General features: G+C 52.5%; 20 protein-coding genes. 12 read left to right on the forward strand and 8 right to left on the reverse strand.

What is annotated here, in order from left to right; genetic code table 11:
* Positions 1-94: 94 nt before the first annotated feature.
* The 4 genes from DW350_RS06630 to DW350_RS06645 form a co-directional block, all read right to left on the reverse strand.
* A complete protein-coding gene (locus DW350_RS06630) occupies positions 95-871 on the reverse strand; it encodes a S1/P1 nuclease (protein ID WP_115718120.1) in 777 nt (258 codons plus the stop codon).
* 85 nt (positions 872-956) lie between these two features.
* Positions 957-1,253, reverse strand: coding sequence for a DUF6587 family protein (locus tag DW350_RS06635; protein ID WP_115718121.1), 297 nt, complete (start codon positions 1,251-1,253; stop codon positions 957-959).
* Positions 1,250-3,094 carry a ferrous iron transporter B gene (gene feoB, locus DW350_RS06640; RefSeq protein ID WP_115718122.1) on the reverse strand — a complete coding sequence of 615 codons (1,845 nt, stop codon included), beginning with the start codon at positions 3,092-3,094 and terminating at the stop codon, positions 1,250-1,252. The genes DW350_RS06635 and feoB overlap by 4 nt, the downstream gene beginning before the upstream one ends.
* Positions 3,091-3,336: a FeoA family protein gene (locus DW350_RS06645; protein ID WP_115718123.1), complete on the reverse strand. Its 246-nt coding sequence runs from the start codon at positions 3,334-3,336 to the stop codon at positions 3,091-3,093. The genes feoB and DW350_RS06645 overlap by 4 nt, the downstream gene beginning before the upstream one ends.
* A 441-nt stretch (positions 3,337-3,777) precedes the next feature.
* On the opposite strand from DW350_RS06645, the gene DW350_RS06650 reads away from it, so the two are divergent.
* Entirely contained in the window at positions 3,778-4,290 is a 513-nt protein-coding gene (locus DW350_RS06650; protein WP_115718124.1) for a hypothetical protein, read from the forward strand.
* Positions 4,291-4,293: 3 nt separating this feature from the next.
* On the opposite strand, the gene DW350_RS06655 is transcribed toward DW350_RS06650, so the two are convergent.
* On the reverse strand, positions 4,294-4,986 hold the full coding sequence (locus DW350_RS06655; protein WP_115718125.1) for an alpha/beta fold hydrolase: 693 nt from the start codon (positions 4,984-4,986) through the stop codon (positions 4,294-4,296).
* Positions 4,987-5,211: 225 nt separating this feature from the next.
* Here DW350_RS06655 and DW350_RS06660 point away from each other — a divergent pair, with 225 nt between their 5' ends.
* The 3 genes from DW350_RS06660 (at position 5,212) to DW350_RS06670 (ending at position 7,214) form a co-directional block, all read left to right on the forward strand.
* Positions 5,212-6,012 carry a bestrophin-like domain gene (locus DW350_RS06660; RefSeq protein ID WP_152032946.1) on the forward strand — a complete coding sequence of 267 codons (801 nt, stop codon included), beginning with the start codon at positions 5,212-5,214 and terminating at the stop codon, positions 6,010-6,012.
* An 84-nt stretch (positions 6,013-6,096) separates the two neighbouring features.
* Positions 6,097-6,642 (forward strand): hypothetical protein, encoded by a 546-nt coding sequence (locus DW350_RS06665; protein WP_115718127.1) that lies wholly within the window; start codon positions 6,097-6,099, stop codon positions 6,640-6,642.
* A gap of 26 nt (positions 6,643-6,668) precedes the next feature.
* Positions 6,669-7,214: a hypothetical protein gene (locus DW350_RS06670; protein ID WP_115718128.1), complete on the forward strand. Its 546-nt coding sequence runs from the start codon at positions 6,669-6,671 to the stop codon at positions 7,212-7,214.
* A 29-nt stretch (positions 7,215-7,243) separates the two neighbouring features.
* On the opposite strand, the gene queD is transcribed toward DW350_RS06670, so the two are convergent.
* Entirely contained in the window at positions 7,244-7,606 is a 363-nt protein-coding gene (queD, locus tag DW350_RS06675) for a 6-carboxytetrahydropterin synthase QueD (RefSeq protein ID WP_115718129.1), read from the reverse strand.
* Positions 7,603-8,271 carry a 7-cyano-7-deazaguanine synthase QueC gene (gene queC / locus DW350_RS06680; RefSeq protein ID WP_115718130.1) on the reverse strand — a complete coding sequence of 223 codons (669 nt, stop codon included), beginning with the start codon at positions 8,269-8,271 and terminating at the stop codon, positions 7,603-7,605. Before queC ends, queD begins: the two co-directional genes overlap by 4 nt.
* Positions 8,272-8,342: 71 nt before the next feature.
* Here queC and queE point away from each other — a divergent pair, with 71 nt between their 5' ends.
* The 4 genes from queE to DW350_RS06700 all read left to right on the forward strand — a co-directional run bounded on the left by queE (position 8,343) and on the right by DW350_RS06700 (position 11,796).
* The gene (gene queE / locus DW350_RS06685; RefSeq protein WP_115718131.1) at positions 8,343-9,005 is read left to right on the forward strand and encodes a 7-carboxy-7-deazaguanine synthase QueE; all 663 of its coding nucleotides are present in this window, start codon (positions 8,343-8,345) and stop codon (positions 9,003-9,005) included.
* 34 nt (positions 9,006-9,039) lie between these two features.
* Entirely contained in the window at positions 9,040-9,987 is a 948-nt protein-coding gene (gene corA, locus DW350_RS06690) for a magnesium/cobalt transporter CorA (protein ID WP_115718132.1), read from the forward strand.
* A gap of 117 nt (positions 9,988-10,104) precedes the next feature.
* Complete coding sequence (locus DW350_RS06695; protein WP_115718133.1) at positions 10,105-11,259, forward strand: serine hydrolase domain-containing protein; 1,155 nt, start codon at positions 10,105-10,107, stop codon at positions 11,257-11,259.
* Positions 11,260-11,268: 9 nt separating this feature from the next.
* Positions 11,269-11,796, forward strand: a complete 528-nt coding sequence (locus tag DW350_RS06700) for a GNAT family N-acetyltransferase (RefSeq protein ID WP_192954837.1) — start codon at positions 11,269-11,271, stop codon at positions 11,794-11,796.
* A 39-nt stretch (positions 11,797-11,835) separates the two neighbouring features.
* Here DW350_RS06700 and cysK read toward each other — a convergent pair whose 3' ends face one another.
* On the reverse strand, positions 11,836-12,804 hold the full coding sequence (gene cysK / locus DW350_RS06705; RefSeq protein ID WP_115718135.1) for a cysteine synthase A: 969 nt from the start codon (positions 12,802-12,804) through the stop codon (positions 11,836-11,838).
* Positions 12,805-12,896: 92 nt separating this feature from the next.
* On the opposite strand from cysK, the gene DW350_RS06710 reads away from it, so the two are divergent.
* The 4 genes from DW350_RS06710 to DW350_RS19745 all read left to right on the forward strand — a co-directional run bounded on the left by DW350_RS06710 (position 12,897) and on the right by DW350_RS19745 (position 17,638).
* A complete protein-coding gene (locus DW350_RS06710) occupies positions 12,897-13,979 on the forward strand; it encodes an RDD family protein (protein WP_115718136.1) in 1,083 nt (360 codons plus the stop codon).
* Positions 13,976-15,088, forward strand: a complete 1,113-nt coding sequence (locus DW350_RS06715) for a beta-ketoacyl-ACP synthase III (RefSeq protein ID WP_115718137.1) — start codon at positions 13,976-13,978, stop codon at positions 15,086-15,088. The genes DW350_RS06710 and DW350_RS06715 overlap by 4 nt, the downstream gene beginning before the upstream one ends.
* 166 nt (positions 15,089-15,254) lie before the next feature.
* On the forward strand, positions 15,255-16,442 hold the full coding sequence (locus tag DW350_RS06720) for an efflux RND transporter periplasmic adaptor subunit (RefSeq protein ID WP_192954838.1): 1,188 nt from the start codon (positions 15,255-15,257) through the stop codon (positions 16,440-16,442).
* Positions 16,439-17,638: an efflux RND transporter permease subunit gene (locus DW350_RS19745; RefSeq protein ID WP_319018113.1), complete on the forward strand. Its 1,200-nt coding sequence runs from the start codon at positions 16,439-16,441 to the stop codon at positions 17,636-17,638. The genes DW350_RS06720 and DW350_RS19745 overlap by 4 nt, the downstream gene beginning before the upstream one ends.

Here is a 17,638-nt window from a genome sequence, read left to right on the forward strand (position 1 = left end):
TTTTTTATGGTAATGGAAGGCGCAAGGCCGTTTCCTATATATAGGGCGACCTTGCCCCCTTGAAAGATAAAAAAAAGATTTACTTTTTCTTATCTTATTCTGTTTGGCTCTGGTTATAAACATTGTCGAGCATTTTTGCCAGACGCTCAGCGCCTTTTTCCATTTGTAGCTCAAGCTTGGGGCCAAAACGATCGACGTACTGTTGCGCCAATACCTTATGGTGTTGGTAATCAACGTAGATTTGCTTGGTGATGGCATAGGACTCATTGGCCCATATCAGCGGGGTGCCTTTAGCAAACTGCGGTTTTGCCTTTGAGGCCAGCATGTCACCAAAGGCTTTCCAGTTACTAGCCCCTAAGTGGTCTAGCAGGCCATAGTCCCAAATACCATGCAAATTCTTCTGCTCACCAAAAAACGTCACCATGGCACGGTTGCCACCTAAGTCATCTTCATAAGACACGTGTAATGGCTGGTGCAGATCGCCCACAAAGTGGGACAGGAAGAAGAGAGCCTGCCAGTCTTGGGGCTGCTCTTTAAGTAAAGCCTGATAATGGCGAATGGCGCTTAATGCGCAGCCGTGCTTGGCGCAATCATCGGCGGTGACCTTACTGACCCCGCGGGGCACATTGATGTAGTGCAGCGGCTTGGACCAGTCCCATTGGTGGTCCTTTTTAATGTCATCAGCCCAGGTGCAGCTTTCGGCAAAAGAGCCGTAGTGGCCTTGCTTTGCCACAACGTTATCAAGGGCTTTTTGGGTTTTGGCTGACGTAAGATCGTAAGCCGCTTGGCATAAGGCCTTGTGGCCATTAAAACCAAAGGCCAGTGCCTGGGTGCTAAGCAGTAAAGAGAAAAGCCAAGCAAGATGACGCATGTTAAAACTCCCATTGTTTTTATGCGGTCATTCTACCTGGCTTTTATGACAAGGCTAGGATGGCGTTACAGTCAGTTAACCGCACTTAGGCGCGGGTGCGAAAAATCTCTACGCCATGGGACTTTTCTGCAGGTGCTGCTGGCGCTGAGCAGCCACCACAGGTACCGCAGCCATCGTCGCTGCCGCAACCACCGGCGGCACTGAGTTGGCGGTGCAGCTTCAGGCCTAGCCAGTGGGCAAATCGGCCATGGCTTTTAAGCAGTTTATCGGCCAGGTTTCCTTGCCAGCGTTTTACCGCTGGCACATATTTTTTTAGCGCCATAACCAGGGCGGTAATGACCACCAAGGTAACAATAACGGCTTGGATAACGTCAAACATCATAGTAACCACTCCGTAATGTGATAAGTCGCCATGGATGCCAGATAGGCAAGGGCAAACAAATACACCAAAGAAACAGCCATGACTTTCCAAGAATTGGTTTCACGGCGTATAACGGCAAGGGTTGAAATACACTGAGGGGCAAACACGTACCAGGCTAACAAAGACAGCGCCGTCCCCAAAGACCAGGTGCTGGCAATAACATGCCCTAACTGGTTGGCCACCATATCTTCGGTGCCAGACATGGCATACACGGTTCCAAGGGCTGATACCGCCACTTCTCGGGCGGCCATACCGGGTACCAGGGCAATACAAATTTGCCAATTAAAGCCAACCGGTTCAAAAACATATGACAACCAATGGCCAAGCACGCCGGCAAAACTGTAGTTAATGGCTGGCTCTGTGGCGCCAACCGGCGCGCCAGGGAAGGTACAGAGCACCCAGAGGATAACGGTGAGCGAGAAAATAATGCCGCCCACCCGTTTTAAGAACATTTTCGCCCGTTGCAGCAGGCCATAAGCCAGGTCGCGCAGGTGGGGGATACGATAAGACGGCAGTTCCATCAACAACGCATGCTCGCGTTTGTCGCGGCGCAGCCACTTCATCACATAAGCCACCAGCAGCGCACTGATAATGCCGGCAAAATAAAGGCAGAACAGCACAATACCTTGCAGGTTGAAGGTGCCAGCCACACTTTGTTTGGGAATAAAGGCGGCGATCAGCAAGGTATAGACCGGTAACCGCGCAGAACAGGTCATCAGTGGTGCCACCAAAATGGTGGTCAGACGGTCGCGGGGGTCGGAAATGGTGCGAGCGGCCATAATGCCTGGGATAGCGCAGGCAAAACTTGATAGCAGCGGAATAAAAGCGCGGCCAGTAAGCCCGGCCCTGAACATCATTCTATCAAGTAGATAAGCGGCCCTAGGCAGGTATCCTGACTCTTCCAAGGTAATGATAAAAAAGAACAAAATTAGAATTTGCGGCAAAAACACCAGCACGTTGCCAAGCCCGGCAAAAATACCGTCATTTAGCAAACTGAAAAGGGCGCTGTCTTTGGGCAAGGGCGACGTTACCCAGGAACCCAAGTCGGTAATGCCATTGGTTATGAGGTCCATAACCGGCTCGGCCCAGGAAAAAACGGCCTGGAAGATAAAAAACATCAATACCGCCAGTACCACCAGCCCCAACACCGGGTGCAGCACAATAGCGTCAATTTTGTCGTCTAGGGTCTTCTTGATGCCGGTGATAGTTACCGCTTTTTCCATCAACAGGCGCACGCGCTGATGACGTTGCTCCAGCGATAATGACTCTGCCTGAGTGCTGGCGGCGTCCCAACCGCGCTGGTTAAGCTTATCAACCAGTTTGTTGGCGCCATCTTTGTTGATGGCGATGGTTTCTACTACCGGAATACCCAGCTCTTTTGCCAACACTTCGGTGTCGATATCAATGCCATGTTTTCGCGCGGCATCCATCATGTTCAGCGCCAGTACCATTGGCCGGCCCAGGGCTATAAGCTCCAACACGAAGCGCAAATGCAGTCGCAAGTTTGTGGCGTCGGCAACACACACTAAAACGTCTGGCTCCGGTTCGCCGCGGTATTGGCCTTTTAGCACGTCCCGAGTAACCGCCTCGTCAGGGCTGGTGGCTTCCAGGCTGTAGGCGCCGGGCAAATCAAGAAAATGCAGCAGATTGCCGTCGCTGGTATGAAAAACACCTTCTTTACGCTCAACGGTAACACCGGCGTAGTTAGCGACTTTTTGATTACTGCCGGTCAGCAAATTGAAAAGGGCAGTTTTACCGCAGTTGGGGTTGCCAACCAGGGCAATACGGAGATTGGCTGTCATTTAACAAACTCAGCTTGAATATGGACGCGTTGGGCTTCTTTTTTGCGAAGGGCAAAGCGCGTTGTGCCAACTTGCACAACGAGTGGATTACCGCCAAACAGCCCGCGAGCCACCACTTTAATGGGCTCGCCAGCAACAAAACCTAGCTCTCGAAGACGACGGGCAATAGGGTCTTGGTCGTAGGCGTCGATGACGTCAACGACAATGGCTTCAACCCCTTTTTTTACATCGGCTAAATTCATCTGCTCTTCTTTTAAGCACAAACGCTAATAGTTCTCACTATACATCTTTTCCTTATCCGAGAGAATGCCCAGATTGCTTATCAAAGCGTCTTATTTCCCTGACCATTAACTGTTAACGCGTCTGAAACTGGCTGATAAATATCCGCTTGCACTAAGGGTTAGTGCTTTCGGTTGTTGTTGCCATTTTGGCAATTAGCCGTGCTGCTGCGCCCCTAATCGCAACTGTGCCGCCAAGCGAGGAAAGTGACGCTAAAGCCGCCTGTTTATTACACGCATTTACGGTGCGAGAGCTTGAAAAGCCCGGCCACGGCTTTGGCTGCCAGCAACGCCGCGAGGGGCTTTCAATTAAGGCGCACCTTTTTAAGGTAAATAGCGTGTATTCACATCCTATTGGAATGCCTGCTGTTAAGCTGGCGTTTTACTTGCTACAGGGAGCGTTGCATGAAGCCGCTAGTTTGGACATTGCCACTTTTTTTGGCGGCTTGTTCGCTAACCCAAAGTTCGCAACAGATAAGTATTGATGGCTTTGCCAAAGCTCCCTTTGGTGCCAGCCTTAGCGCGCTGAAAAAAGCGGTGAAAAAGCCTGTCTATGGTGGCAGTGATGACGCTAGCCAGTGCCAGTTGCTGTTTGAAAACCCTAATGCCGATGAAAAATACGGCATGGCGTTTTTGGTGATAAACAACCGCTTTGAACGTTTGGATGTGGACAGTAAAGACTACAAGGGACCTGGCGATATCGTGGTAGGCGAAAGCTTGGCCGAAGCGGCAAAACGGTTTAGTGGCCAAGCCACTGTTACCTCGTCGCAATCGGTGCTGGGTGAGCCTCAGCGGCAAGTGTCGTCGCCAGCTTGGGGAGACACCCGTTTGCTGATGATAGCCGACAGCCAAGGCCTTATCAGCCACTGGCGGCTAGGCAATAAAACTTGGCTAATTGAGGCCAACCCTTGTGGTTAGCGGTTAACTAAGTAGCGGTGTGAGTATGGCTGCCAGCTGCTCGGGTTGCTCAAGCGGCATCATGTGTCCGCTTGGCTCAACGACTGCCAGCTCACTACTGGCAATAGCGTGATGCATGGCGTTAAGGGCCGACAGCGAAGCCATTTTATCGTTATTGGCAGCAACTATCTGGATGGGAAAACGGGCTTTATTCAATGCGGGGCGCAAATCCGGGCGCTTTGAGGCTGCCATCATATGGTATTTGACAACGCTGCCGCCCAAGTCTGCTTCCATCTCGCGCACAACCGCTTTGGCATCCTGACTGTTGGGGCTGTCATCACTGACCATCATGCTGAGCCTGGCCTCTGACATCGGTTTAAATTGGCCCCGATCCAGGCTCTTGATAATTTGCGCCCGCTGTTTTTCTTCGGTTTCACTAAGGCCGGCGGCATCAAAGCCAATCAAGGTGAGTGATGCCACTAATTGCGGGTTATCCAGTGCAAAACGACTGGCTATATAACCGCCCATGGAAAATCCCACCAAATGCACCTGTTCGCCCTCAGCAGCATAGTCGGCCAGTGCCAGCATTTGCTCCAGGGTTTCTGCCCATTGCAATGGCACATAACGGCGGTCTTCGATATCCAGTAAACGCCAGAGCGGCAAAAAGATACGTTCGTCGCATTGGGTTCCAGGAAAAAAGACAACAGGTGTGCTCATTGATAACAGCCAAAATGCAGAGTTTGAGGTTATGTAACATAGGCAGCGGCGCAGTACCAGTAAGTGGCCGGGTTTAGCGCTGAAAAGTCGCTTTTATAAAGAAGAGCTAATGTATTTATCCGCTCTGGCATGCTGGCACTAACTGAACTATTACAAAGCCTTAGGCCAAGCGTATTACCACAGCCCAAGGCTCAGGTGGGCGCTTATGTCAGGGATGGATGCAGGATGAGTCTGATGAGTATCGGCTATCTGGTCAGGGATCTGCCGCCGTGGTTCTTTTACGGCTTTACGCTGATTTGGGTGTTTACGGCGGTGTTTGTTGGCTTTGGGCTTGGGGCGACGTTGCTTAAGCAAGAGCACGCCAAGGACGCCCCTATTGGTTCTGTCGTCGGCGCCACCTTGGGTTTATTGGCCTTTATTCTGGCTTTTACTTTCGGCGCTGCGGCCAACCGCTTTGATGCCCGAAAACAGTTATTGCTGGACGAAGTTAACGCCATTGGTACCGCTTACTTAAGAAGCGATTTTCTGGCTGCCAGCGCCAGAGTCCAAGCGCAAACGTGGCTGCGCCAATATGTCGCCTTGCGCTTAAAAAGTGCACGTAACCCACAGCAGGTGCGCGGTTATCTTGAAAAGGCTGAAAGCATTCAAAACCAATTATGGCGGCAGATGCGCCAGCAATTTCAACAAGGTGATAACAGCCCCGCCTTAGCGCTTTATGCGGCGGCCTTAAATGACATGTTCGACTTGCAAACCAAGCGAGCAACGGTTGCGCTGCAATACCATGTCCCCGAGATGATTTGGCTAGTGCTGTATCTGGTGACTTTTTTGTCGATGGTTGGAGTCGGGTTACAGTTTCGGCTAAGCGGTAGCCGCAGCCTGATGGTGGTTTCAGTGCTGGCGTTGTCGTTTTCAGCAGTGATTGCCTTGATTGGCGAGCTTGACCGCAGTAATGGTGGTTTGTTGGTCATTAGCCAGCAGCCGATGCTGAAACTGGCTGAGGACCTAACAGCCAATAAGGCATATTAAGAAACGAAAAAAGAAAATTGCTTAAGTCTTGTGCAAAAAAGGCCGCTCACTCTTTGTACAAGAAGGTGTGTCAAGGAAACCACCATGGATTTGAGCAATCGCCGCTGTCCCTCTGAACGCCCGCAGCTACCTTGTGGTTTGTTAGCCGTATTAGGCGTTTCGCTATGGAGCTGTCCCATTACCTTTATTTGGGGGCTGCTCTATCATGTCGCCCCATCCCTCGCCGTTTTTATGCTGCCCACCAGTGGCGCGCTTATCGCTTTGGTGGTGCGGCTGCATGGGCGCGGTGTTTGTACTTTGCTGCAAGTACTGAGCTTTCTCTGCTATGGCGTGCTGTTACTGACGTCCTTGATGTTCGGTTTTGCCATTGCCACACCGGTGCCGGTGGCGCTGGTGTTTGCCTTGGTGGCGATGGGGGCCCTCGGAACTTGGTTACTTTTTCACGCACAAATGACCATCAGCAATGGTAAGGCATGGCTGACGCTTGGGCGGTTGGAGCAGTCCTCATTAGGGAAAACGCTGCGTAATCACTGGTTTTTAGTACTGCCGCTAGGGCTGGTTGGGGGCGGCTTATCGAGCTTTGGCGGCGTGATGTTATTGGCCACTGTTGGCTGCTTCAATGTCAACTAACAAGGATAAAAGCAAAGGAACTGGCCATGGAATTGACGGTTGAGCAGCGTCTGGAAAAACGGCTGAAAAAACAAAATGGGCTATTGGCGGTAATTGGAGTGACCTTTTGGAGCTGCCCCATTATCGTCCTGTGGGGGGCCATCTATAGTGTAAAGCCGACCTTGGCCGGGCTAATGATCCCGCTTTCGGCGGCCTTGATGGCACTGGTGGTGCGTAGCCACGGCAGAGGCTTGTCGGGCAGTTTTAAGGCCTTAACTTATCAATCCTTCTTACTGCTGGTACTCACCGCCATGCTGTTCGGTTTTGCCATTGCCGGGCCGGTACACATGGTTGTGGTGCTGGTGTTACTGCTGGGCGGCATTGCCATTGCAGGTTTTATGCATCGAAAGCCGTTAAACCCAGAAGAAGCGCAACTGTATTTTCGGCTGACAGCCATTGAGGAATCACCCTTAGCGCAAGCCACGATTAACCAATGGTTTTTAATGTTGCCGCTGGGGTTGGTGGGGGAAGTGATTTCGTGCTTTATCGGCGTGGTGATTTTGGCGCTGTTGGGGCTTTATCAAGTGCATTAAATAAAAAAGGCCGCAGCTGCGGCCTTTTTTTATTCGCCGGTATAGAGGCAACCGGAGGTGCAGGTTTCACGCACCCAAACGGCAGACAGCAGCGGCAGTTGCGGCGCCAGCTTGTCCCAAATCCATTTGGCCAGCACTTCAGAGGTAGGGTTTTCAAGCCCGGCAATCTCGTTCAAATAGCAGTGGTCGAGCTGATCAATCAGTGGCTTTACTGCTGCTTTAAGATCAGCAAAATCCATCACCCAACCGGTGTGAGGGTCTACTTCGCCGTGCACTTCCACCCGCACCCCAAAGGTGTGGCCATGAAGGTTGCCGCACTTATGGCCTGCCGGTACGTGGGGCAAGCGGTGGGCAGAATCGAAGGAAAAGTCTTTATATAAGGTTTGTTTCATAAAATCTCACGAGTCAGGTAGGGCAGGGGATCTTCCAGGTTGTTTTCACGGAAGGCTTCCAGCCTTTCCTGACAGGCCCCACAGCGGCCACAAGCCGCGTCGCCGCCTTGATAGCAGGTCCAGGTGTCGTTATAGCTCAGGCCCATGTTCAGGCCATCGGTCAGTATTTCCCCTTTGCTGGCCAGCAAATACGGCGTTTCAATGCTAACCGGTTCATAGTTAGCAATTTGCGACACCGCATTCATCGCCTTGACAAATTCTGGCCGGCAGTCGGGGTAAATCGCATGGTCGCCGCCATGGGCACCGTAATACACTTTATCGGCGCCAATGCTCACCGCTTTGCCAATGGCCAATGACAATAAAATCATGTTGCGGTTTGGCACCACGGTTTGCTTCATGTTGGGCTCGGCGTAGTGGCCTTCCGGCATGGCAATATCCGAGGTTAACGCCGAGTTGGCAATGAGGCTTTGAATGGCACTGATGTCCACCACTTCATGGGCAATACCCAGTTCCAGGGTCACCTTGGCGGCCACCTCTAACTCTTTCACATGGCGCTGGCCATAATTAAACGACAGTGCATGCACTTCATGCCCGTCTTTAATGGCCTTGTGCAGCAGTGTGAATGAATCCATGCCGCCGGAATAGATGACTACAACTTTGCTCATGACGCCTCACCTCGGTTGGGGCCAGCATTTTATGGTAGCATCCGCCCCCTCTCAACCTTGAGGCACAAAGAATGCGCTATCCGGTCAATGAAATTTTTGAAACCTTGCAAGGCGAAGGGCGTTTTACCGGTGTTCCGGCTATCTTTGTGCGCCTGCAAGGTTGCCCGGTCGGCTGCAGTTGGTGCGACACCAAACATACCTGGCAGCAAAATAGCGAAGACGAGCGCCCCCTTGGCGATATTTTGGTCAAAACCGAGGCCAATAGCTGCTGGGCCTGGAGTGATGGGGACGGCATTTTACAGACGTTTAGGGACCGCGGCTTTAACGCCAAACTGGTTATTATCACCGGCGGCGAGCCCTGCATGTTTGATTTGGTGCCGCTTTGTACGGCGCTACATCAGGCCGGCTATCAAACACAGATTGAAACCTCGGGCACCTTTGAGATTAAAGTGCCTGAAGAAACTGTCATTACCTTGTCGCCTAAAGTGGGTATGAAAGGTGGCTTTACTATTCTCGATTCAGCGCTGGCGCGGGCCGATGATATTAAACACCCCGTGGCCCGCGAGCGTGATATCGACGATTTAGATGCCTTGCTGGCGCGCTGCGGCGAAAAGCCAGTGTATTTACAGCCGATAAGCCAAGGAAAACGGGCCACAGAGCTTTGTATAAAGACTTGTATTGAAAGGAATTGGCGCTTGTCGGTTCAGTTACACAAGTACCTTGGCATAGAATAAGCTAGCTTAATTATCCCCTAGCCAGGAAGCGCCTATGATCAATGCCTATGTGCGCAACGGCCAGATGCTGGACGTACAAGAACTCTCAACAGACGATCGTCTGCCTGCCAACACCCTGTGGCTGGACGTGTTTAAACCCACTGACGAAGAGCGCCAGTGGATGTCCACCTATTTCCAGGAAGAAGTGCCGGAAGAAGAAGACATCAACGAAATCGAGGCTTCGGCCCGTTTTTATTCTGATAAAGACGGTCTGCACATTACCTCGCTGTTTCCGCATCGGGTCGGTAAAGATCTGCGCGGCGTCAACGTGTCTTTTACCCTGCGCGATAACTTGCTTATCACCCTGCGCGAAGAAGATTTGGGGCTAATGCGCCTGTTCAGGGCCTATTTGCGGCAAGACAAAATGGACGCCACTGACCCGGCCTCCTTGTTGGTGGAGATGCTTATTTTAAAGGTCGAATACCTTTCTGACCTTCTCGAAGACGTCTACACCGTACTGGAACAAACGGGCCAGGATGTCTTCGAGGCGGAAGAGCTGGACGAAATCTTGAAGAACATTACGGTACAAGAAGACATCAACGGTAAAATCCGCTTGAGTCTACTGGATACCCAGCGTTCACTGCGTTTTCTCACCCGTGCCCAACGGGGCCGGCTTGATGAAGAAAACCGAAAAGAAATCAAGGATATGCTGCAAGATATCGAGTCTTTGCTGCCCCATACCCAGTTTCTGTTCGACAAAATTAACTTCCTGCTTGATGCCGCCATGGGTTTTACCAGCATCAAGCAGAACAAAATCATCAAAATTTTCTCGGTGGCCGCGGTAGTGTTCCTGCCGCCGACGGTGATTGCCTCTGCCTACGGCATGAACTTTGACATCATGCCGGAGCTGCATTGGCATTATGGCTATCCGCTGGCCATTGGTTTGATGATCGCTTCAGCCGCTGGCACCTACCTGTTCTTTAAACGAAAAGGTTGGTTATAAGCGCTAAAAGCCCGGCTGTCGCCGGGCTTTTTTCATTGGCGCTCCGGCGTATTCGCTGTTACTAAGCTGTTGAATAAGTTAGGTTGTTAACATTCCCCCTTACTTGATAGCCCCTTTATGTCGTACCTTCCTGCTCGTTTTGCCCTGATTGGCGCCTTAGCGCTGAGCTTTGGCGTTAATGCCGCCAGTAACACGCCACCGCCGTCCATTGATGCGTTGTTTAAAAATGCAGTCACCAGCCCAACAGTGCCGGGTATCAGTGTGGCGGTTGCCGACGCAAACGGCATCGAATGGGCGAAAGGTTACGGTTATGCCGACCTTGAAAATAAGGTGCCAATGACGGCGAAAGCCAAGCTGCGTATCGGCAGTGTTGCCAAGGTCATGACTGCCGCCGGCCTGATGCGGCTTTATCAAGACGGTAAAATTAACCTTGATAAACCGGTCACCGATTACGTGCCAGCCTGGCCAAAAGACAAGCCAGAGCTGACTGTGCGCCAGCTTGCTTCCCATACCGCCGGTATTCGCCATTACAAGGAAGGGGCTAAAGAGTTCTTAATGAACCGCCATTTTGCCAGTGTTACCGAAAGCCTGGATGTCTTTAAAAACGACCCCTTGCTGTTTAAACCCGGTAGCCAGTTTAGCTATTCCACCTTTGGCTGGACTCTTATCAGCGCCGCCATGGAAGGGGCCGACGGTAAACGTAACTTTAAAGCCATTATGCGCCAGGAAGTGTTTGGCCCTTTGGCGATGCACGACACCGTATTTGACGAGCAATACCACATCATCCCTAACCGGGTTCGCCCTTATAGCGTCGAGAACGGCAAGCTGATTAACTCGCCGCAAACCGACCACAGCTATAAATGGGCGGGCGGCGGCATTATTGCCAGCGCCTCTGATGTGTCGCGTTTTGCCGTGGCACAAATTAACGGCCGGTACCTTAAACCTGCCACCAGCAAACTGATGTTCACCAAGGCCAAGCTCAATAACGGCAACAATGTCGATGTTGGTATCGGCTGGTTTATTGGCTTTGACGAATATCAGGCCAGTAAAAAGTATCGGGACAATAAAGCGGCGCTAGCGATGATGAAGGACATGCCCCATGCGGTGATGCATTCAGGCGGCAGCGTTGGCGGCATTACCATGACCATTCTTGATACCGACAGCCACCGGGCGGTAACAGTGGTAAAAAACGTTGATGGCGATAACAGCGTTAACGTCTTCCTGTTGGCATTAAAAACCCTGGATTACTACCACCAACATCCCAACGGCTAAGGCATGGTTATGGTACTTGAAACCCCACGGCTACGACTGCGGCCTTTGACTCGCAATGACCGGGACTTTTATTTCGCCATTGAACGCCACCCTTCGGTGATGGCCTTTGTCAGCGAAGGTCGCACTGACAGCGACATTGAGGCGATGTTCGCCAGCGCCTGCAAGCCATGGCAGCGTGAAAACGAACACTGGTTGAGCCTGGTGGTCGAGGAAAAGGCCTCTGGCCTTGCCATAGGCCTGCACGGTTTTAAGTCGAGCTGGGCGCACCGCCAGGCAGAACTTGGCTTTTTGTTTTTGCCCGAATTTCAAGGCAAAGGTTATGCCCTTGAAGCCAGTAAGGCGGTGCTAAGCTACGCGAGATCCTTAGGTTTTCATAAGGCTACGGCGGTGGTGACCGCTGGCAATCAAGCCTCGGCCAAACTGTTGGAAAAGTGCGGTTTTGAACGTGAAGGGGTATTAAAAGAACACTTTTATTTGCGCGGCGCCTTTTTGGACGACTGGCATTATGGTTTGCTGCTTCGCCATTTACAGCCATAAAAAAGGCCCCAAGTGGGGCCTTTTTTGTTGGCGGTATTTTTACTGAGTCAGTTCTTGCTCGGTAAAGACATCGGCAAACAGCGGTGAGGTCAAATAACGCTCGGCAGAAGAGGGCAGGATCACCACAATTTTCTTGCCCGCAAAGGCCGGGTCGTCGGCTAAACGGTTAGCCGCGACCACCGCCGCGCCAGAAGAAATACCGGCCAGAATGCCTTCTTCTTTCATCAAGCGGTGGGCCATGGCCATGGCGTCGTCGTTAGAAATTTGCTCAACGCGGTCAACCAGGCTCAAGTCCAGGTTGCCGGGGATAAAACCAGCACCAATACCTTGAATTTTGTGCGGGCCGGGTTTGAGCTCTGCACCGGCCAATTTTTGGCTGATAACCGGCGAGTCGCTTGGCTCAACGGCAACGGTGACAATTTTTTTGCCTTTGGTGTTTTTGATGTAGCGAGACACACCGGTCAGGGTACCACCGGTACCAACACCGGCCACGAATACGTCCACTTCACCATCGGTGCCGTCCCAAATTTCAGGGCCAGTGGTTTGTTCGTGAATTGCCGGGTTGGCGGGGTTTTCGAACTGCTGCAGCAGCACGTACTTGTCGGGCTCGGCTTCAACAAAGGCGCTGGCTTTGTCGATGGCGCCTTTCATGCCTTTGGCCGCTTCGGTCAGCACCAGTTTGGCGCCTAAGGCTTTAAGCAACTTGCGGCGCTCAAGGCTCATGGACTCTGGCATGGTCAGGGTAATAGGAATACCGCGGGCCGCAGCCACAAAGGCCAGGGCAATACCGGTGTTACCGGAAGTGGGTTCAATAATTTCTTTACCCGGGCCCAGCAGACCTTTTTCCTGCGCGTCGGTGATCATGGCGGCGCCGATACGGTCTTTAACGGAGAAGCTGGGGTTACGGGATTCCACCTTGGCGTAGACTTCGCCCTTGGTGACACGGTTGAGTTTGACCAAAGGTGAATTGCCGATGGTTTGTGAGTTATCTTTAAATACTTGGCTCATAACACTTATTCGCCTCATTGAGGGTATGGAACACAAGGTAGCGACCTGACTGCCCGGTGTTAAGGATTTTCTGGTTATAAGGATATAAATAGATGAATAAAGACGATCCTCATTACCAATCTGCCCTGGCAGCCTGGCGCGACGGAAAAGAAACCAGGGCCATTGTTACGCACTTTGCCTTTAAAGTAGATGACAGACTGCTCGGTTGCCCATTGGGCCGGCCGTGGCGGCGGGCCGCGGCCATATTGGTCGACCTTTGGTTGGTGGCCATGCTCAGCTACGTGTCTAATCTGGCCATTGCCCTGGTGGCGGCGATTGCCGTTTGGGTGCTCAGTAAACGTCACGACCAGGTGGTTAGCCCCTGGGCACGGCGCTGGCTGCGAGTGCTGGCGGTGTCGGTTACTTTTGTGGTGGCAATTATGCTGGCCGACACTGTCAGCGACCGTGTTAAAGGGCACGGCGGTGATAATCAAGATAACTCGCTGCTAACCGTCGGTACCCTGGGCGCTTTGGGAATGGCAACCGCCATGTGTGACGATACCGCGTGTCTTGATAAACGCGTGCCCGAACTTAAGGCGCATATTGATAGCGAGTTCCCCGGCGAATTTAAATCGCGCCAAGACCTGGCTGATTCTCTTTTTGACGATATGGATTTTCTCTCCGAAGCGCAAAAGGCGGCCTACAAAGCGCAATTAATGGACGGCGCGAAAGCGCTGCAAAAGGCCTACCGCAAACAAATCAAGGCGGAGAAAGCCGCTAAGCCAGCCGGCCAAGATAACGCTAAATCGCAAAGTTACGGTTATTCACTGCTGAGCTGGGCCAAGGGGATTGTTAGCGATCTTGGCCTTGGGCTGAGTTGGAGCGCAGCCTATTTCACCTTGTTTACGGCCATTTGGCGTGGCCGTACCCCGGGCAAATGGCTGTTTCGGCTAAAAGTGGTGCGCCTTAACGGCGAGCCTTTAACCCTTTGGACGGCCTTTGGCCGTTATGGCGGCTACGGCGCGGGCCTTGCCACGGGTCTGTTGGGCTTTATTCAAGTGTACTGGGACAATAACCGGCAGTGCATACAAGACAAAATCGGCGAAACCGTGGTGATTCAGTCCCGAAAAGGTATTGGTTATACTGGTCTGACATCCGATAACGCCAACAATATGCAGCAAGAGGAACAGGCGTGAGCGAAATTGTGATCAGTGGAACCGGGCTCTATACCCCGCCCAACGCCATCAGCAACGAAGAGCTGGTGAAAGCATTCAACCTTTATGTTGATAACTTCAACGACGAAAACGTCGCGGCCATTGAGGCCGGGCTTATCGAGCCGTTAGCGCATTCCAGCAGCGAATTTATCGTGAAGGCGTCCGGTATTAAAAGCCGTTATGTGGTCAGCAAAGACGGCATTCTTGACCCGGAAGTGATGGCCCCGCTTATTCCCGAGCGCGGTAACGACAAGCCTTCGGTGATGATTGAAATGGCCATGCATGCCGCCGACGAGGCCCTTAAAGCCTCGGGCCGTGAACCCGAAGAAGTGGACCTTATTATTTGCGCCGCCTCTAACATGCAGCGCCCTTATCCGGCGATGGCGGTAGAGCTACAACACTTTATAGGTGCCAAGGGCTTTGCCTTTGACATGAATGTGGCTTGCTCGTCAGCCACCTTTGGTATGGCTAATGCCGCAGGCTTATTGCAGGCCGGTAATGCCAAGGTGGCACTGGTGGTGAACCCGGAAATTTGTTCTGGCCACCTTAACTTTCGTGACCGTGACAGCCACTTTATTTTTGGTGATGCCTGCACCGCCGCCGTGTTGGAGCGCAGCGAGGATGCCAAAAGCGCCGAGCAGTGGGCCATTAAGGGTGAAAAACTGGTTACCCAGTTCTCAAACAACATTCGTAACAACTTCGGCTTTTTAAACCGTACCGCCCCCGAGCACCAGTTTGACCGCGACAAACTTTTTGTGCAGGAAGGGCGCAAAGTGTTTAAAGAAGTAGTGCCGCTGGTGAGTGACCTTATCAGCAGCGAGCTTGAGCGCCAGGGGTTAACCCCTAACCGGCTGTGGCTGCACCAGGCCAACATCAACATGAACCTGTTTATTGCCCGCAAGGTGCTGGGCCGCGACGCTGATATTACCGAGGCGCCGGTGATTTTGGACGAATACGCCAATACCTCCAGTGCCGGCTCTGTGATTGCCTTTCATAAACATCGCCGTGATATGAAAAGCGGTGAGGTAGGGGTGATTTGCTCCTTCGGCGCCGGTTATTCGGCCGGCTGTATTACGGTGCAGAAAAAATAGCGCCTTGCGCACAATAGAAAGGGGGCCGACAGGCCCCCTTTTTTCTTTTTAACTTTATGTACACATTTTGCAAAACAATTAAATAATTAGCCTGTATAAGCCGTTTCCTTGTCGAGATATAACATCACTGTTACATACCATTAGGTTAATGTTCAGGGACATATTCATGAAACGAGTTGCTGTTGGATGCCTGTTACCGCTCGCCGTATTGGCACTGGCCGTAGTGGGCTTTGTGGTGCTAACAACGCTTAAAAAGCCGCCAGAGAAGGTGGCTGATGCCAAGCCGTTGTTGATGGTCAAAGTGGCTATCGCCCGCCAGCAGCAGGTTGCCTACCTGGTGCATTCTCAAGGCACCATCGAGCCAAAAACCCAAACCGCCTTAGCCGCTGAAGTGGGGGGGCGCATCATTGAGGTGTCTGACAACTTCCGCTCGGGCTCGATGGTGCACAAGGGCGAATTGCTGGCACGCATTGACCCGGCTGATTACCAAACGGCGTTAAGTCATGCCGAAGCTGATTTAGCACAGGCGGTTGCGTCCTTAGAGCAAGAGAAAGCGCAAGGGCGCGTTGCCGCCCAGGAATGGCGCAGTGTTTCGCCGGAAAAAGTCACGGCCATTGCCCTTCGCAAACCGCAGCTTGCCAGTGCCTTGGCACAGGTGAAATCGCAGCAAGCCCGGGTAGAAGAGGCGCGCCGTAACCTGGAGCGCACCGAAATTCGTGCCCCCTTTAACGGCCTTTTGCGCCAGCGCAGTATTGCCCTTGGCCAGTATGTTGGTGTGGGCACCGCCCTTGGGGTGATTGACGACACCTCGGTGGCCGAGGTGAGGTTGCCGGTTTCAGACACCGAGCTTGCCTGGTTGGGCTTAAGTAGCGGCAGTGACAGCGGCGTTACCATTGATTTGGCCGATACCGTGGCCGGGTTTGCCCACCACTGGCCTGCCAAGTTGGTGCAAAGCTCCGGTGTGCTCGACGCCCAGTCGCGGATGAGCTTTATCATTGCCGAAGTGGCCAATCCGTATCAGCCCACTATACAGGGGCGGCCCTGGCTAAAATTCGGCACCTTTGTTGAGGCGTCGCTGCGCTCAGGCATTAAGCGCCAGTTAGTGGTCCTGCCAAAAGATGCGGTGCGTGGCGATCAGGTGGTGTTGGTGGATGAAAAAGACCAAATTCACCATCACAAAGTGCAGGTGGCCCGCACCGACCCACGCTATGCCTATATCAGCCACGGCCTGAAAGATGGCGACCGGGTGGCGATGACCTCGCTTACCAATGTGGTAGACGGCACTAAGGTGGCCATTGCCCCCAGCGAGCCTGAAACTGAAAACAACGGCCAACTGACGGTGGGGGCGAAATGAGCAACCAACCTAAGGGCCTTATTGCCTGGTTTACCCATAACAGTGTGGCGGCCAACTTGCTGATGGCGGTGATTGTGGTGGGCGGCATTATCAGTGCCTTTCTTATCCGCAAGGAGCTATGGCCGCAATCTAACCAGTATCAAATTGCCATTCAGGTACCTTACCCGGGGGCCGCGCCGCAGGAAGTGGAAGAAGGCATCATCCTGAAAGTGGAACAAGCCATTAAGAACGTTGATGGCATTAAAGAGGTCCGTTCTACCGCCCGTGAAGGGGTCGCCTCAATACGGGTTTATGTGGAGCCTTCTTACAACACCACCGAAGTGCTCAATGAAATTAAGGTGCAGGTGGATGCTATTCCATCAATGCCGCAAGATGCTGAAAAACCAGTGGTTTATGAAAGGCGCCCAGAACAGGATGTGATTTGGGTGCAAGTTTATGGCGACCTGAGTGAGCGTGAATTCAAGGAATACGCCAAAGCGGTGTCGGATGACTTAAAAGCGCTGCCCAGTATTACCCGCGCCGATGTGCAAGGTGCCCGCGATTACGAGGTGGGTATCGAGGTGTCTGAAGCCAAGCTTCGCGAATACGGGCTGACCTTGGACGAAGTGGCCTCCAAGGTGCGCAATAGCTCCATTGATATCCCCGGCGGCTCTATTAAATCTGATACCGGTGATATTTTGCTACGCACCAAAGGCAAGGCTTATCACGGTTACCAGTTCGACAAAATTACCCTACTCACCCGCAAGGACGGTACCCGGGTGCTGGTGAGCGACGTGGCCAAGGTGGTAGACGGCTTTGTTGAAGACGACCATTTTGCCCGTTTTGACGGTAAGCCCGGGGTGTCCATCGGCGTGGTGGCGGTGGGCAACCAAGATGTACTGAAAATGGCCGCAGCGGTGAAAAAGTACGTAGCGGCCAAACAAAAAACGCTGCCGGCTAACGTCAAACTGTCTTACTGGGGCGACAGCTCTAAGTTCTTGTCAGACAGGTTAGACATGATGCTGTCGAACATGGCCATGGGCGGTTTGCTGGTGTTCTTGGTGCTTAGCCTGTTTTTACAGGTACGGCTGGCCTTTTGGGTAATGCTGGGGATCCCGGTGTGTTTTCTTGGCACCCTGTTGGTCATGCATCTGCCGTTTGTCGATGTCACCATCAACATGATGAGCCTGTTTGGTTTTATCTTGGTGCTGGGATAG

Source organism: Gallaecimonas mangrovi, assembly GCF_003367375.1.
Taxonomy (GTDB): Bacteria; Pseudomonadota; Gammaproteobacteria; order Enterobacterales; family Gallaecimonadaceae; genus Gallaecimonas; species Gallaecimonas mangrovi.

Bases quoted from the DNA above. Each gene is read 5' to 3' on its own strand.
- DW350_RS06655 (WP_115718125.1), bottom strand. From the start codon at position 4,986: ATGAGCACACCTGTTGTCTTTTTTCCTGGAACCCAATGCGACGAACGT.
- queD (WP_115718129.1), bottom strand. From the start codon at position 7,606: ATGAAACAAACCTTATATAAAGACTTTTCCTTCGATTCTGCCCACCGC.
- DW350_RS06695 (WP_115718133.1), top strand. From the start codon at position 10,105: ATGTCGTACCTTCCTGCTCGTTTTGCCCTGATTGGCGCCTTAGCGCTG.
- feoB (WP_115718122.1), bottom strand. From the start codon at position 3,094: ATGACAGCCAATCTCCGTATTGCCCTGGTTGGCAACCCCAACTGCGGT.
- DW350_RS06630 (WP_115718120.1), bottom strand. From the start codon at position 871: ATGCGTCATCTTGCTTGGCTTTTCTCTTTACTGCTTAGCACCCAGGCA.
- queE (WP_115718131.1), top strand. From the start codon at position 8,343: ATGCGCTATCCGGTCAATGAAATTTTTGAAACCTTGCAAGGCGAAGGG.
- DW350_RS19745 (WP_319018113.1), top strand. From the start codon at position 16,439: ATGAGCAACCAACCTAAGGGCCTTATTGCCTGGTTTACCCATAACAGT.
- queC (WP_115718130.1), bottom strand. From the start codon at position 8,271: ATGAGCAAAGTTGTAGTCATCTATTCCGGCGGCATGGATTCATTCACA.
- DW350_RS06710 (WP_115718136.1), top strand. From the start codon at position 12,897: ATGAATAAAGACGATCCTCATTACCAATCTGCCCTGGCAGCCTGGCGC.
- DW350_RS06700 (WP_192954837.1), top strand. From the start codon at position 11,269: ATGGTACTTGAAACCCCACGGCTACGACTGCGGCCTTTGACTCGCAAT.
- DW350_RS06720 (WP_192954838.1), top strand. From the start codon at position 15,255: ATGAAACGAGTTGCTGTTGGATGCCTGTTACCGCTCGCCGTATTGGCA.
- cysK (WP_115718135.1), bottom strand. From the start codon at position 12,804: ATGAGCCAAGTATTTAAAGATAACTCACAAACCATCGGCAATTCACCT.
- DW350_RS06645 (WP_115718123.1), bottom strand. From the start codon at position 3,336: ATGAATTTAGCCGATGTAAAAAAAGGGGTTGAAGCCATTGTCGTTGAC.
- DW350_RS06650 (WP_115718124.1), top strand. From the start codon at position 3,778: ATGAAGCCGCTAGTTTGGACATTGCCACTTTTTTTGGCGGCTTGTTCG.
- DW350_RS06670 (WP_115718128.1), top strand. From the start codon at position 6,669: ATGGAATTGACGGTTGAGCAGCGTCTGGAAAAACGGCTGAAAAAACAA.
- DW350_RS06660 (WP_152032946.1), top strand. From the start codon at position 5,212: ATGAGTCTGATGAGTATCGGCTATCTGGTCAGGGATCTGCCGCCGTGG.
- DW350_RS06665 (WP_115718127.1), top strand. From the start codon at position 6,097: ATGGATTTGAGCAATCGCCGCTGTCCCTCTGAACGCCCGCAGCTACCT.
- corA (WP_115718132.1), top strand. From the start codon at position 9,040: ATGATCAATGCCTATGTGCGCAACGGCCAGATGCTGGACGTACAAGAA.
- DW350_RS06635 (WP_115718121.1), bottom strand. From the start codon at position 1,253: ATGATGTTTGACGTTATCCAAGCCGTTATTGTTACCTTGGTGGTCATT.